The organism is Streptomyces scopuliridis, from assembly GCF_042790125.1.
Lineage (GTDB): Bacteria > Actinomycetota > Actinomycetes > Streptomycetales > Streptomycetaceae > Streptomyces > Streptomyces scopuliridis_A.
In genome coordinates this window covers 1-14060 of sequence record NZ_JBHTZS010000018.1, presented here as the reverse complement: position 1 = coordinate 14060, position 14060 = coordinate 1, and the positions used below count along the sequence as shown (strand labels likewise).

Annotated in this window: 12 protein-coding genes; 3 read left to right on the top strand and 9 right to left on the bottom strand. The window is 70.7% G+C overall.

Features of this window, described 5'->3' with window-relative positions:
* Positions 1-104: 104 nt before the first annotated feature.
* The 9 genes from gatB to ACFRKB_RS25120 form a co-directional block, all read right to left on the bottom strand.
* Positions 105-1622, bottom strand: coding sequence for an Asp-tRNA(Asn)/Glu-tRNA(Gln) amidotransferase subunit GatB (gene gatB / locus ACFRKB_RS25160; RefSeq protein WP_383108682.1), 1518 nt, complete (start codon positions 1620-1622; stop codon positions 105-107).
* Between the two features lie 16 nt (positions 1623-1638).
* Entirely contained in the window at positions 1639-1881 is a 243-nt protein-coding gene (locus tag ACFRKB_RS25155; protein WP_030351834.1) for a hypothetical protein, read from the bottom strand.
* Entirely contained in the window at positions 1878-3389 is a 1512-nt protein-coding gene (gene gatA, locus ACFRKB_RS25150) for an Asp-tRNA(Asn)/Glu-tRNA(Gln) amidotransferase subunit GatA (RefSeq protein ID WP_365976179.1), read from the bottom strand. Before gatA ends, ACFRKB_RS25155 begins: the two co-directional genes overlap by 4 nt.
* A gap of 5 nt (positions 3390-3394) precedes the next feature.
* Positions 3395-3691 carry an Asp-tRNA(Asn)/Glu-tRNA(Gln) amidotransferase subunit GatC gene (gatC, locus tag ACFRKB_RS25145; protein WP_010984178.1) on the bottom strand — a complete coding sequence of 99 codons (297 nt, stop codon included), beginning with the start codon at positions 3689-3691 and terminating at the stop codon, positions 3395-3397.
* 144 nt (positions 3692-3835) lie between these two features.
* Positions 3836-5971 carry a putative bifunctional diguanylate cyclase/phosphodiesterase gene (locus tag ACFRKB_RS25140; RefSeq protein WP_383108681.1) on the bottom strand — a complete coding sequence of 712 codons (2136 nt, stop codon included), beginning with the start codon at positions 5969-5971 and terminating at the stop codon, positions 3836-3838.
* 262 nt (positions 5972-6233) lie between these two features.
* Positions 6234-8438 carry an NAD-dependent DNA ligase LigA gene (gene ligA / locus ACFRKB_RS25135; RefSeq protein WP_383108680.1) on the bottom strand — a complete coding sequence of 735 codons (2205 nt, stop codon included), beginning with the start codon at positions 8436-8438 and terminating at the stop codon, positions 6234-6236.
* A gap of 42 nt (positions 8439-8480) precedes the next feature.
* On the bottom strand, positions 8481-9521 hold the full coding sequence (locus tag ACFRKB_RS25130; RefSeq protein ID WP_383108793.1) for a methionine synthase: 1041 nt from the start codon (positions 9519-9521) through the stop codon (positions 8481-8483).
* 8 nt (positions 9522-9529) lie between these two features.
* Positions 9530-10219 (bottom strand): SDR family oxidoreductase, encoded by a 690-nt coding sequence (locus ACFRKB_RS25125; protein ID WP_383108678.1) that lies wholly within the window; start codon positions 10217-10219, stop codon positions 9530-9532.
* Positions 10220-10247: 28 nt separating this feature from the next.
* The gene (locus ACFRKB_RS25120; RefSeq protein ID WP_383108677.1) at positions 10248-10787 is read right to left on the bottom strand and encodes an LOG family protein; all 540 of its coding nucleotides are present in this window, start codon (positions 10785-10787) and stop codon (positions 10248-10250) included.
* 111 nt (positions 10788-10898) lie between these two features.
* On the opposite strand from ACFRKB_RS25120, the gene ACFRKB_RS25115 reads away from it, so the two are divergent.
* The 3 genes from ACFRKB_RS25115 to ACFRKB_RS25105 all read left to right on the top strand — a co-directional run bounded on the left by ACFRKB_RS25115 (position 10899) and on the right by ACFRKB_RS25105 (position 13920).
* The gene (locus tag ACFRKB_RS25115) at positions 10899-11228 is read left to right on the top strand and encodes a DUF427 domain-containing protein (protein ID WP_383108676.1); all 330 of its coding nucleotides are present in this window, start codon (positions 10899-10901) and stop codon (positions 11226-11228) included.
* Between the two features lie 66 nt (positions 11229-11294).
* Positions 11295-12071 carry an alpha/beta fold hydrolase gene (locus tag ACFRKB_RS25110; protein WP_383108792.1) on the top strand — a complete coding sequence of 259 codons (777 nt, stop codon included), beginning with the start codon at positions 11295-11297 and terminating at the stop codon, positions 12069-12071.
* A 223-nt stretch (positions 12072-12294) separates the two neighbouring features.
* Entirely contained in the window at positions 12295-13920 is a 1626-nt protein-coding gene (locus tag ACFRKB_RS25105; RefSeq protein WP_383108675.1) for a peptidoglycan recognition protein family protein, read from the top strand.
* Positions 13921-14060 lie beyond the last annotated feature (140 nt).

Sequence of the window (14060 nt, the reverse complement as noted above, 5' to 3'; positions counted from 1 at the left end):
TTTTTCACTTTCGCGGGGGTGCGGTTTTACACTCAAAAAAATAGCCCGGGGGGGGGGGGGCCCCACGCTCGGGCCCCCCCGCCCCCAGTGGCGTGGATACGGACCTACGAACCGGCGTCGGCCGGGGCGAGCCGCTCAAGGATCAGCTCGCGGACCCGCGCGGCGTCCGCCTGGCCGCGCGTGGCCTTCATGACCGCGCCGACCAGCGCGCCCGCCGCGGCGACCTTGCCCGCGCGGATCTTGTCGGCGATGGCCGCGTTGCCCGCGATGGCCTCGTCCACGGCCGCGCCGAGCGCGCCCTCGTCCGAGACCACCTTCAGTCCGCGCTTCTCCACGACGGTGTCCGGGTCGCCCTCACCGGCGAGCACGCCCTCCAGCACCTGACGGGCCAGCTTGTCGTTGAGATCGCCGGAGGTGACGAGCTCCGCGACCCGTGCGACCTGCCCCGGGGTGATGGGCAGCTCGTCCAGCGCGCGGCCCGACTCGTTGGCGTGCCGGGCCAGCTCGCCCATCCACCACTTACGGGCCTGGTCGGCCGGGGCACCCGCGTCGATCGTGGCGACGATCGACTCGATCGCGCCCGCGTTGAGGATCGACTGCATGTCGTGCTCGGAGACGCCCCACTCCTCACGGAGCCGGTTGCGCCGCACCCGCGGCAGCTCGGGCAGACCCTGCCTCAGCTCCTCCACCCAGTCCCGGGGCGGGGCGATGGGCACGAGGTCGGGCTCCGGGAAGTACCGGTAGTCCTCGGCCTCCTCCTTCACCCGGCCCGAGGTGGTGGAGCCGTCCTCCTCGTGGAAGTGGCGGGTCTCCTGGATGATCGTGCCGCCGGAGTTCAGCACCGCGGCGTGGCGCTGGATCTCGTAGCGGGCCGCGCGCTCGACGCTGCGCAGCGAGTTGACGTTCTTCGTCTCGGAGCGCGTACCGAACTTCTCCCGCCCGTGCGGGCGCAGCGAGAGGTTCACATCGCACCGCATCTGGCCCATCTCCATGCGGGCCTCGGAGACGTCGAGCGCCTTGATCAGCTCGCGCAGCTCGGCGACGTACGCCTTGGCGACCTCGGGGGCGCGCTCGCCCGCGCCCTCGATGGGCTTGGTGACGATCTCGATGAGCGGGATGCCCGCGCGGTTGTAGTCGAGCAGGGAGTGGGACGCGCCGTGGATCCGGCCGGTGGCGCCGCCGACGTGCAGCGACTTGCCGGTGTCCTCCTCCATGTGGGCGCGCTCGATCTCGACGCGGAACGTCTCGCCGTCCTCCAGCTGGACGTCCAGATAGCCGTTGAAGGCGATCGGCTCGTCGTACTGGGAGGTCTGGAAGTTCTTCGGCATGTCCGGATAGAAGTAGTTCTTCCGGGCGAAGCGGCACCACTCGGCGATCTCGCAGTTGAGCGCGAGGCCGATCTTCACGGCCGACTCGACGCCGATCGCGTTGACGACCGGGAGCGAGCCCGGCATGCCCAGACAGGTGGGGCAGGTCTGCGAGTTGGGCTCGGCGCCCAGCTCGGTCGAGCAGCCGCAGAACATCTTGGTCCTGGTGCCGAGCTCGACATGGACCTCCAGGCCCATGACGGGGTCGTACGTCGCGAGGGCGTCCTCGTACGGCACGAGTTCAGTGACAGTCACGGTGAAACTTTCCCTCTCAGCCCAGCAGAACGTCGTCGTCGCCCAGGCGCTTCAGCTCCCGCAGGAGCAGAGCGACGCCCGTGACGATGGCGGCGGCGGAGACGACCGCGTCGACCAGCCGGAGCGTGTCATGGTCCTTGCGGGCCGTCCTGGCCTGCTTGACGACGCTGATCGCGCCGAACGCGGTGGTCCCGATCGACAGATACGTGCCGGTCTTGGACTTCTTGAAGCCCTTGGCCTTGCTCATTGCACTGGTCATAGTGACGGAGCCTCCTCAAGCAGCGGGTGGCCCCACTTTTCCACGAAGGCCGCCTCGACGGCGGCACCGACCTTGTAGAGCCGGTCGTCCTTCATGGCGGGGGCGATGATCTGCAGTCCGACCGGGAGGCCGTCCTCCGGCGCGAGGCCGCAGGGCAGCGACATGGCGGCGTTGCCGGCCAGGTTGGTCGGGATGGTGCACAGATCCGCGAGATACATCGCCATCGGGTCGTCGGCGCGCTCGCCGATCGGGAAGGCGGTGGTCGGGGTCGTCGGCGAGACGATCACATCGACCTGCTCGAACGCCTTCTCGAAGTCCCGGGTGATGAGCGTGCGGACCTTCTGCGCCGAGCCGTAGTACGCGTCGTAGTAGCCGGAGCTGAGCGCGTACGTACCGAGCATGATGCGGCGCTTGACCTCGTCGCCGAAGCCCGCCTCGCGGGTCAGGGCCGTGACGTCCTCGGCGGACCTCGTACCGTCGTCGCCGACCCGCAGGCCGTAGCGCATGGCGTCGAAGCGGGCGAGGTTCGAGGAGCACTCGGACGGCGCGATCAGGTAGTACGCGGCGAGGCCGAGGTCGAAGGACGGGCAGTCCAGCTCGACGATCTCGGCGCCGAGCCCCTTGAGCAGCTCCACGGACTCGTCGAAGCGCTGGACGACACCGGCCTGGTAGCCCTCGCCGCGGAACTGCTTGACGACACCGACGCGCATCCCGGCGACCGAGCCGTTGCGGGCCGCCTCGACGACCGGCGGGACCGGGGCGTCGATGGAGGTCGAGTCGAGCGGGTCATGGCCGGCGATCGCCTCGTGCAGCAGGGCGGCGTCCAGGACCGTACGGGCGCAGGGGCCGCCCTGGTCGAGGGAGGACGAGAAGGCGACCATGCCGTAGCGGGAGACCCCGCCGTAGGTCGGCTTGACGCCGACCGTGCCGGTCAGGGCGGCGGGCTGGCGGATGGAACCGCCGGTGTCCGTGCCGATGGCCAGCGGCGCCTGGTACGAGGCGAGCGAGGCCGACGAGCCGCCGCCGGAGCCGCCGGGCACCCGGGTCAGGTCCCAGGGGTTGCCGGTGGGGCCGTAGGCGCTGTTCTCCGTGGAGGACCCCATGGCGAACTCGTCCATGTTGGTCTTGCCCAGGATGATGACGTCGGCCGCCTTGAGCTTCTTCGTGAGCGTCGCGTCGTAGGGCGGGATCCAGCCTTCGAGGATCTTGGAACCGACGGTGGTCGGCACGCCCTCGGTGGTGAAGATGTCCTTGAGCGCGAGCGGGACACCGGCCAGCGGTCCGAGCTTCTCGCCCGCCGCCCGCTTCGCGTCCACGGCGCGGGCCTGGGCCAGCGCGCCCTCGCGGTCGACATGGAGGAAGGCGTGGACCTTCTCGTCGACGGCCTCGATCCTGGCGAGATGGGCCTCGGTGACCTCGACGGCCGTGAGCTCGCCGGAGGCGATCTTCCCGGCGATCTCGGCGGCGGTGAGCTTGACGCAGTTCTCGATCTTGCTGTTGACCGTCATGGCTGTTAGTCCTCCCCCAGGATCTGCGGCACCTTGAAACGCTGCTGCTCCTGGGCAGGGGCGCCGGAGAGCGCCTGCTCGGGGGTGAGCGACGGACGGACCTCGTCCGCGCGCATGACATTGGTCAGCGGCAGCGGGTGGGAGGTCGGCGGTACGTCTTGGTCGGCTACCTCGGATACGCGGGCGACCGCGCCGATGATGTCGTCGAGCTGTCCGGCGAAGTGATCGAGCTCTTCGGCCTTCAGCTCCAGACGCGCCAGCCGGGCGAGGTGGGCGACCTCCTCGCGCGTAATGCCAGGCATGCAGCGATCCTCAGGGGTGAGTGTGATTGGTTTTGGCCCAATCCTATGGGGCCGGGACCCCTGGCCACGAAACGGTTTGCCCTCGCCCCGTCCCGGAGGCCCCGGGAACGCCGTCCCGAGGGCCTCTCACCGCGTCGGCGGCCGTTACTGGACCACCTGGCCCGACTGCTCCCGGGCGCGCTCGACGGCGAGCTCGCGGGCGCGGGCCGCCTCCAGCTCCGCCGGCCGCTGCCAGCCGCGCTCGCCCCTGGCCAGCAGCCACGCCGTGGCCTCGCGCGGCGGCATCGCGGCGGCCACCAGCCAGCCCTGCACCGCGTCGCAGCCCAGATCCCGCAGCCGCTCCCAGGTCTCGTCGTCCTCGACACCCTCCGCGACGACCAGCAGGCCCAGCGAGTGCGCCAGATCGACCGTGCAGCGGACGATCTCCCCGTCCTCGGTGTCGACGGCGAGCCTGGCCACGAAGGAGCGGTCGATCTTCAGCTCGCTGACCGGCAGCCGCCGCAGATGCACCAGGGAGGAGTACCCCGTACCGAAGTCGTCGAGGGACATCTTCACGCCGTGTCCGGTCAGGCCCGCGAGGGTGTCGGCCGCCCGCTGGGGGTCCTCCAGCAGGACGTGTTCCGTTATCTCCAGCTGGAGGGAGCCGGCCGGTACGCCGTGCCGGGCCAGCCGTGCCGCCACCGCGCCCGCGAAACCGGGGGTGTGCACATCCCTCGGGGAGACATTGACCGCCACCGGCACCATCAGTCCCTGGGACCGCCAGCTGGCGACCTGGGCGAGAGCCATCTCCAGTACGTACTCGGTGAGATGAGGCATCAGACCGGAGGACTCGGCGATCGCGATGAAGTCGTCCGGAGGGACCCGGCCGCGCTCCGGGTGCACCCAGCGCACCAGCGCCTCCAGCCCGGCGACCTGGCCGTCGAAGCGGACCTTGGGCTGGTAGTGCAGCTCCACCTCGCCCGCGTCCAGCGCGCGGCGCAGATCGCCCAGCAGGCCCAGCCGGTCCGGGGTGTTGGAGTCCCGCTTGGACTCGTAGACCTCGACGCCCGTACGGTCCCGCTTCGCCTGGTACATCGCGACGTCCGCGCGCCGCAGCAGCCCTTCCGCGTCCACCGCGTGCTCGGGGTAGACGGCGACTCCGGCGCTCGCCTCCAGGACGAGCGTCAGCCCGTCGAGGTCCAGCGGCGAGGAGAGCTCGGCCACCAGATGGCGGGCGACCCGCTGGGCGCTGGTCGTGGAGTCGCAGGTCGGCAGCAGCACCGCGAACTCGTCACCACCGAGCCGCGCGGCCTCGGCGCCGCGCGGCAGGGCCAGCCGGAGCCGGTCGGCTATCTGCAACAGCAGCCGGTCTCCCGCGAGGTGACCGAGCGTGTCATTGACCGAGCGGAACCGGTCGAGGTCGATCAGGACCAGTCCGGCCCTGGCACCCAGCCCCTCCGCCTCCTCCAGCGCCGTCCAGGTGCGCTCCAGCAGCCACTGCCGGTTGGGCAGTTTGGTGAGCGGGTCGCGCAGCTGCTCCTCGGCGCGTGCCCGCGCGATCCAGAGCGTGGAGTCGAGGGCGATCAGCGGGATCGAGAAGAGCGGCAGCAGGACCGGCAGGGACACCGCGACCACACAGATCAGCGGCGCGATACCGAGCAGGGCGACCGCGACCAGACCCTGCCGGTACAGGGCCGTTCGGGCGACGGTCGGCAGCCCGCCGGCCTGCGGGGAGAGTGTGTACCAGAGCAGCAGCCGGGTGACCACGAGATGGGCGGCGGCGGCCAGCGCGATCTCCACGACACTGACGAACCCCCAGTCGAGCGGCTGCCAGGGGCGTTCGACGGTGGGGACCACACCGAACAGGGCGAGCACGAGCGCGGCGGCGCCGATGCCGAGCATGTCCGCCGCGCCGTGCAGGACACCCAGCCGCCAGCGGTGTCTGCGGGCGACCCCGACCAGCACCACGACGGCGAGGGAGACCAGTCCGGCCGCCACCCAGCCGTAGAGCAGCAGGACGGCCAGGGTGAGGGCGGCGCCTGAGCCCGTGCCGCCCCACCAGCGGTCCCGGCCGAGCGCGACCAGATGGCCCACGATGATGCCGGTCAGCACGGCCAGGGCCCATCCCGATGTGCCACCGGGGAAGAGCGCGTGGCCGTCGCGCACCGTAAGGAAGAGTCCCGTCGCCAGGACGACGACGGCGAATCCCACCACAAGAGCGGGCGTCCTGGCCGCAAGGCCCGCAATTCGCGCGAATCCGCGCGGGGGTGAGACCGGGGCGGCGCTCTCGGTCGGTTTCATTCCCGTCCCTCTCACAGCCGGCGAAGCCGATGCCACGCGATGTCACGTTGTCATGCACACACGGCCGGTATCACACCACTCAGCCGTTCACGACAGGCGCACCTCTCAACAGTAGGCCGCGAAACGCTCCGACGGGCAGCGCTCTTCAGCTGTTGCCCGAATGCGACCTGCCCATCCGTATCCATCTGGTATGCGCCGAACGGGTGAGCTTTGCGGCCCGAATTCGACGGTGTGGGACTCCGCTTTCCGGGGAATTGTCGCGCTACTCCTCGGGGGTGGCCGATGCCTCTTCCGGGCTGACGGCGGCCTCCCTGGCCGCCTCCGGACCCTGTTCGAGCAGGATGGTGAACCCCTGTTCGTCCAGGACCGGAACCTTCAGCTGCATCGCTTTGTCGTACTTCGAACCGGGGTTCTCCCCGACCACCACGAAGCCGGTCTTCTTCGAGACGGCCCCGGTCACCTTCGCTCCACGGGTTTGAAGCGCCTCTTTCGCGCCATCCCTCGTGTACCGCTCCAGCGTGCCCGTGACGACAACCGTCAGGCCCTCCAACGGCCGTGGTGCGTCGTCCTCGCCGGTGCCCTCTTCCTCCATACGTACCCCGGCGGCCCGCCACTTGCGCAGGATCTCGCGGTGCCAGTCGACCTCGAACCATTCCTTGACGGAGGTGGCGATGATCGCGCCCACTCCGTCGACGTCGGCCAGCTCCTGTTCCGTGGCCTGCTCGATCCGGTCGATCGAGCGGAACTCCCTGGCCAGCGCCTCGGCGGCGACCGGACCGACATGACGGATGGAGAGCCCGGCGATGACGCGGGCCAGCGGGCGTTCCCTGGCCGCCGCGATGTTCTGAAGCATCGCCAGGGCGTTCTTCTTCGGCTCGCCCTCCTGATTGGCGAAGACCGTGGCGATCTTCTCCTCGCCGGTCTTCGGGTCGCGCTTGGGCAGCCCGCTGTCCTGGTCGAGGACATACGCCTTGATGGGCAGCAGCTGTTCGACCGTCAGGTCGAAGAGATCGCCCTCGTCCAGCAACGGCGGTGTCTCCGGCTCCAGCGGTCTGGTCAGGGCGGCGGCGGCCACATAGCCGAAGTTCTCGATGTCCAGGCACTTGCGGCCGGCGAGATAGAACAGCCGCTCCCGCAACTGGGCCGGGCAGGTACGGGCGTTGGGACAGCGGAGGTCGATGTCGCCCTCCTTCATGGCCCGCAGCTCCGTACCGCACTCGGGACACACCGCGGGCATCTCGAACTCGTACGCGTCCCCGGGCCGCAGATCGATGACCGGGCCGAGGATCTCCGGGATGACATCGCCGGCCTTGCGGATCACGACCGTGTCACCGATCCAGACGCCCTTGGCCTTCACCACGTCCTGGTTGTGCAGGGTGGCGAACTCGACCTCGGAACCGGCGACCGTGACCGGCTCGACCTGCGCGTACGGTGTGACGCGCCCGGTGCGGCCCACACCCACCCGGATGTTCACCAGCTTGGTGTTGACCTCCTCGGGCGCGTACTTCCAGGCGATCGCCCAGCGCGGGGCGCGCGAGGTGGAGCCCAGCCGGCCCTGGAGCGGGATCTCGTCGAGCTTGACGACCACACCGTCGATCTCGTGCTCCACGGAGTGCCGGTGCTCGCCGAAGTAGGCGATGAACTCCCGTACCTCCCCGGTCGATCCGACCACCTTGTTGTGCCGGGCGGTCGGCAGCCCCCACTCGCGCAGCAGCTCGTACGCGTGCGAGAGGCAGTCGATGTCGAAGCCCTCGCGGGCCCCGATGCCGTGCACCACCATGTGCAGCGGGCGGGTCGCGGTGATCTTGGGGTCCTTCTGGCGCAGTGAACCCGCCGCCGCGTTGCGCGGGTTGGCGAACGGCTTGTCACCGGCGGCCACCAGACGTGCGTTCAGCTCCTGGAACGCCTCCATCGGGAAGTAGACCTCGCCGCGGATCTCCACCAGTCCGGGGACGCGCTCGCCCGCCAGCCGGTGCGGGATCTCGGCGATCGTACGGACGTTGGGCGTGATGTCCTCGCCCGTACGGCCGTCGCCGCGGGTGGCGGCGCGGGTCAGCCTGCCGTGCTCATAGGTGAGATTGACCGCGAGCCCGTCGACCTTCAGCTCGCACAGGAAGTGGAAGTCGGGCGTGCCCACGTCCTTGGCGACCCGGTCGGCCCAGGTGGCCAGCTCGGCGTCGTCGAACGCGTTGTCCAGGGAGAGCATCCGCTCGCGGTGCTGGACCGCCGTGAAGTCCGTCTCGTACGCCCCCGCGACCTTCTGGGTCGGCGAGTCGGGCGTGCGCAGCTCCGGATGCTCCTCCTCCAGCGCCTCCAGCGACCGCAGCAGTGTGTCGAACGCGCCGTCGCTGATGACCGGCTGGTCCTTCACGTAGTACCGGAAGCGGTGCTCCTCGATCTGCTCGGCGAGTTGGGCATGCCGCTCCCGTGCCTCGGCGGGCACCGCCGTCCGCTGTTCGCCAGCCACCGTTTCGTCCTCCCGTTCACCAGGACCCGTCGTCCCGGATCGTCACTCAGGGTTGTCCACGAGGGATCTCGCGGCCCTGACGCAGTGCGCCATCGCGGCGCGCGCGTACGCGGGAGAGGCCCCCGCGAGCCCGCACGACGGGGTGACCACCACGGACTCCGCGAGAGTCCCCGGATTCAGCCCCAGCCTGCGCCACAGCGTTCTGACACCCATGACGCTACCGGCAGGGTCTGACAATGGGCCGTCGGTGCCCGGCACGATCCCGGCGAGGAGTTTCGTTCCGCCCTCGACCGCCTCACCGATGGAGTCCTCGTCACGCTCGGTGAGCAGATCGACATCGAAGGAGATCGCCGCCGCGCCCGCCCGCCGCAGCAGGGCGAACGGAACGCCGGGCGCGCAGGAGTGCACGACCGCCCTCCCGGAGGCGAGCGCGGTCACCTCACGCAGCGCGCTCTCCACGATCTGGCGGTCCACCGCGCGGTGGGTGCGGTAGCCGCTGGCCGTCCTGATCTCGCCGCGCAGTACGGCGGTGAGCGAGGGCTCGTCGATCTGGAGCACCGGTACGGCGCCGGGCACCCGGCGCCGTACCTCCGCGAGATGCGCGGTCAGCCCCTCCACCAGCGAGCCGGTCAGATCCCGGCAGGCTCCGGGGTCGCTGAGCGCCGACTCGCCGTTGCGCAGCTCCAGCGAGGCGGCCAGCGTCCACGGCCCGACGGCCTGGACCTTGAGCGGGCCCTCGTACCCCTGGGTGAACTCCTCCAGCGCGTCGAGGTCCTCGCCCATCCAGGACCTGGCCCGCTTGGTGTCACGGCCCGGCCGGTCGCCGATCCGCCAGCCGCTGGGCTCCACACGCGCGTAGACCTCGACGAGCAGCCCGGCCGTCCGGCCGATCATGTCGGCGCCGGGGCCACGGGCGGGCAGCTCGGGCAGATGCGGGAAGTCCTCGAAGCTGCCGGTGACGGCCTTGGCGGTCTCCCGCGCGTCGCCGCCGGGCATCGAACCGATCCCCGTGGCGGCGCCCCAGACGTTCCCGGCCGGCCCGGTCACCGGCCCGTTCCGCGACTCGTTCCGCGACTCGTCCATCGGCACGCTCACCGGCCCGGCCGTACGGTCACGTCGTCGATCCGCGCGTCGCGCGGCAGGTCGAGCGCCGCGAGGACGGTCGTCGCCACGGACCCGGGATCGATCCAGCGGGAGGCGTCGTACTCCTTGCCCTCCTGCTGGTGGACCTTGGCCTGCATGGGGCTCGCCGTACGGCCCGGGTAGACGGAGGTCACCCGCAGACCGTTCGCGCGCTCCTCCTCGCGCAGCGCGTCGGCCAGCGCCTTGAGGCCGTGCTTGGACGCGGCGTACGCGCCCCACTCGGCGTGCGCGCTGAGCCCGGCGCCCGAGTTGACGAAGATCACCTGACCGTGGGAGGCCCGGAGTTGGGGCAGCAGGAGCCGGGTCAGCTCGGCGGGCGCGATCAGGTTCACACTCAGCTGGTGGTGCCAGCTCTTGGGGGTCAGATCCCCGACCGCCCCCAGGTCGACGACGCCCGCGATGTGCAGCAGCGAGTCGAGCCGGTCAGGAAGCGTCTGCTGGGCCAGCGCCCAGGAGAGCCGGTCCGGGTTGGCGAGGTCGCCGACGAGGGTACGGGCGCCGGGGAAGGCCGAGGCGAGTTCCCTGGCGCGGCCGGCGTCACGGGCGAACAGGATCAGGTCGTCGCCGCGCTCGTGCAGTCGGCGCGCGACAGCGGCGCCGATGCCGGAGCCCGCACCGGTGATCAGATGGGTAGCCATGCGGTCATGGTCGCATCACCGCGCCCGATCACTGAACGCCGGCGGACTCCTCCAGATAGGCGAGGGCGCTCACCCCGTCCTCGGCGAAGAACACCAGGTCGGTGAGGGGCAGCGGCAGGAAGCCGTCCTCGTCCATCCGCCGGAACTGCTGCTTGAGCCCGTCGTAGAAACCGGCCGTGTTGAGCAGCACCACGGGCTTGGTGTGCAGCGCGTGCTTCTTGAGCTCCAGGATCTCGGTGGCCTCGTCCAGCGTCCCCGTACCACCGACCATGATCACGACCGCGTCGGACTTGGCGAGCAGCAGGGCCTTGCGCTCGGCGAGATCCTTGGCGAACACCATCTCGTCGGCGACCGGCCGGGCGCTGCCCCGGAGAAAGTCCACGGAGACGCCGACCAGCCGGCCGCCCGCCTCCTGCACCCCGTCGGCGACGACCTTCATCAGCCCGCTGTCGGAACCGCCCCATACGAGGGTGTGGCCGCCCTTGCCGATCAGCTCGGCGAATTCACGGGCGGGGCGGGTGTAGCGCTCGGGGAGATCGGCGGCGGAGAGAAAGACACAGATATTCATGAGGTGAACGGTACGGGCGGGAAGAGCACGCCGTGGTTCGTTGCTGAACGTACAGAGGGACCGACGGGGCCGAACGGGGCAATGACCCGCACTGCGAAGGGGCAGACCACCATGAGCACGGGACACCGCATCACCATCGAGCAGGGCACCGAGCATGTACGTGTCGTACGTGACGGGCAGACCATCGCGGAGAGCCGCGGCCCGCTGCTTCTGCGCGAGACCGGCTGTCCGGTCCGCTACTACCTCCCGCCGGAGGACGTACGCACCGAACTGCTGACGCCCTCCGACACCTCCACCCACTGCCCGTTCAAGGGCGACGCCTCGTACTGGTCGCTGCCCGGGGCGCCGGACACCGTCTGGGCGTATCACACGCCGAAGGCCGAAGTCGCCCAGGTCAAGGACCACTTCTGCTTCTACGACACGGAGGTCGTCGCGGGCTGAGAAACAAACTTCCTCCGCGAGCGATGAGTTGCGCCGGGCACGCCGGTCTCAGTCGTCATGAACAATGTGTGCACGGTGACATCGGGGGACGGCACCCCGATCGCGTACCGGCGGTCGGGGGACGGCCCGCCGGTGATTCTGGTGGGGGGCGCGCTCAACACCGCCGAATCCGAGGCCCCGCTGGCGAAGCTGCTCGCGCCGCGTTTCGACGTCATCACCTACGACCGGCGCGGGCGCGGCGCGAGCGGCGAGAACGGTCCGTACGCGGTGGCACGGGAGACCGAGGATCTGGCCGCTCTCCTCGACGCGGCGGGCGGGAGCGCGTCCGTATACGGCGTCTCCTCGGGCGCGGCCCTCGTCCTGGAGGCGACGGCAGCGGGCCTGCCGATCACTCAATTCGCCCTGTACGAGCCTCCGTACGCGACCGATCCGGCCGATCTGCCGGGCACCGCGGCCTACCGCGAGCGGCTCATGGACCTGCTGGCGCGGGGGCGGCGGGGCGAGGCGGTGGAGCTGTTCCTCTCGCTGGTGGGGATGGTGCCCGAGATGATCGCCCGCATGCGCCGGTCGCCGATGTGGCCGGATCTGGACGCTCTGGCGCACACCTTGGCGTACGACAACGCCGTACTGGGGCCGGGGCTGATCCCGGCCGACCGGCTGGCGACGATCAGGACGCGGGCGATGGTCGTGGACGGCGGCGCCAGCCCGCCGCCGCTGCGCGCCGCCGCCCGCGCGGTGGCCAGGGCACTCCCCCGAGGCCGGCACCGCACGCTGACGGGCCAGACACATGAGGTGGCGCCCCATGTGCTGGCACCGGTCCTGACGGACTTCTTCGCCGCGTAAGTCCCCTCGCACATAAGGCTCTTCACACGTAACGCTCTTCGCGCACATGTGGAGGGCCTTTTTCGCGGGTACGCGCGTTTTCCGGCCGATGAGTCACTTGTGGCGTACGCGACAGGTGGGGCTTGACGTGAGCATGACCTCTCGATAGGAGTGGTGCGTTCAACTCGCGTAGACCCTCACAGATCCGCTCCGGCGGAGACCGCGAAATCGGCCAGGAGGAAGCATGTACCGACGATCGACTCCGGGGAAATCGACGCCGGGGAACAGACCGTGGCAGAGGACACCGTCGAAGAGAACAGCACTGTCCGCGCTCGGTGGCCTGGTCACCACGGTGCTCCTCGTCACGGCCCAGCCCGCGGGCGCCGCGCCCGCGCCCGTCACCCCGTCGGACCGGGACGGCATGAGCCGGGCCTTCAGCCGGGCCGCGGCCGAATTCGAGGTCCCCCGGGACCTGTTGGTGGCCGTCGGCTACGGCGAGACCCGCCTCGACGGGCACCGGGGCGAACCCAGCCAGGCCAACGGCTACGGGGTGATGCACCTGGTGAGCAACCCGAAGAGCCACACACTGGAGAAGGCCGCCGAACTCACCGGCGAGCGGAGTTCCGAGCTGCGCGCCGACACGACGGCGAACATCCGTGGCGGCGCGGCCGTGCTCCGCGCCTACGCGGACGGGCTCGGCCTGGACAGCCGGGAGCGCCGCAGCATCGACGAGTGGTATCCGGTGGTCGCCCAGTACGGCGGGGCGGCCGACATCCGCACCGCGCGGCTCTACGCCGACACCGTCTACACGCTCCTCGCGCAGGGCATCGACGCGGACGTCGCGGGTGGCGAGAGCGTCACCGTACGGCCCCGCGCCGTCGAGCCCGAGCGCGGCGCGTACGCGGCCAGGGGCGCGGACCAGCAGAGCGCCGCCCTCTCCCCCGACTATCCGGACGCGGCGTGGGTCCCGGCCAGCTCCGCCAACTACGCGGTCGGCCGGTCCGCGTCGATCAGCAGCGTGGTCCTGCATGTCACGCAGGGCTCGTACGCCGGCACCATCAGCTGGTTCCAGAACCCGTCCTCGCAGGTCAGCTCCCACTACGTGATCCGCTCCTCGGACGGTGCGATCACCCAGATGGTCCGGGACAGCAACACCGCGTACCACGCCCGCTCGGCCAACTCCTCCAGCCTGGGGATCGAGCACGAAGGCTTCATCGACAACCCGAGCTGGTTCACCGACTCGATGTACCGGTCGTCGGCCGCCCTCACCCGGTACCTGTGCGACCGGTACGGCATACCGAAGGACCGCGCGCACATCGTCGGCCACTCGGAGGTGCCGGGCAATGACCACACCGACCCGGGACCGAACTGGAACTGGAACTACTACATGCAGCTGGTCGGAGGCAGCGGCGGCGGGGGCGGCGGAAGCGTCCAGTTGAGCTTCCCCTCGTACAACACCCTGCGCAGCGGTTCCACCGGGGCCCAGGTGACGGCCGCTCAGACCCTGCTGAACCAGCAGGGGCACAACGCCGGTACCGCAGACGGTGTCTTCGGTACGCGGACCACGACCGCGGTCACGTCCTTCCAGACCTCCCGCGGGCTGCCCGCCGACGGCGTGGTCGGCGCCCGCACCTGGACGGCCCTGCTCTCCGCGGGGACCACCTCCGAGGTGCGGGAAGGGAGCACGGGCGCCGTGGTGGAGCGTCTCCAGCGCGCGTTGACGGCGGCCCTCGGCCGGACCGTGGCCATCGACGGCCAGTTCGGGCCGAACACGACGCAGGCCGTGCGCGACTACCAGAGCGGCCGTGGTCTGACCGCGGACGGCATAGCCGGTCCCGCCACGTGGTCGGCCCTTCAGGCGGGCCGGTAGACGGACAGGCAGACGGACCGGTAGGCGAGTCGGTCGCGGGCCGGTAGCCCCGGCTCCTCCCCCGCGACCGGTCGGGGGGGGGGGGCGGGGGCGGGGGGGGGGGGCGGGGGGGGGCCGGGCCCCCGGGGGGCCGGGGGCGC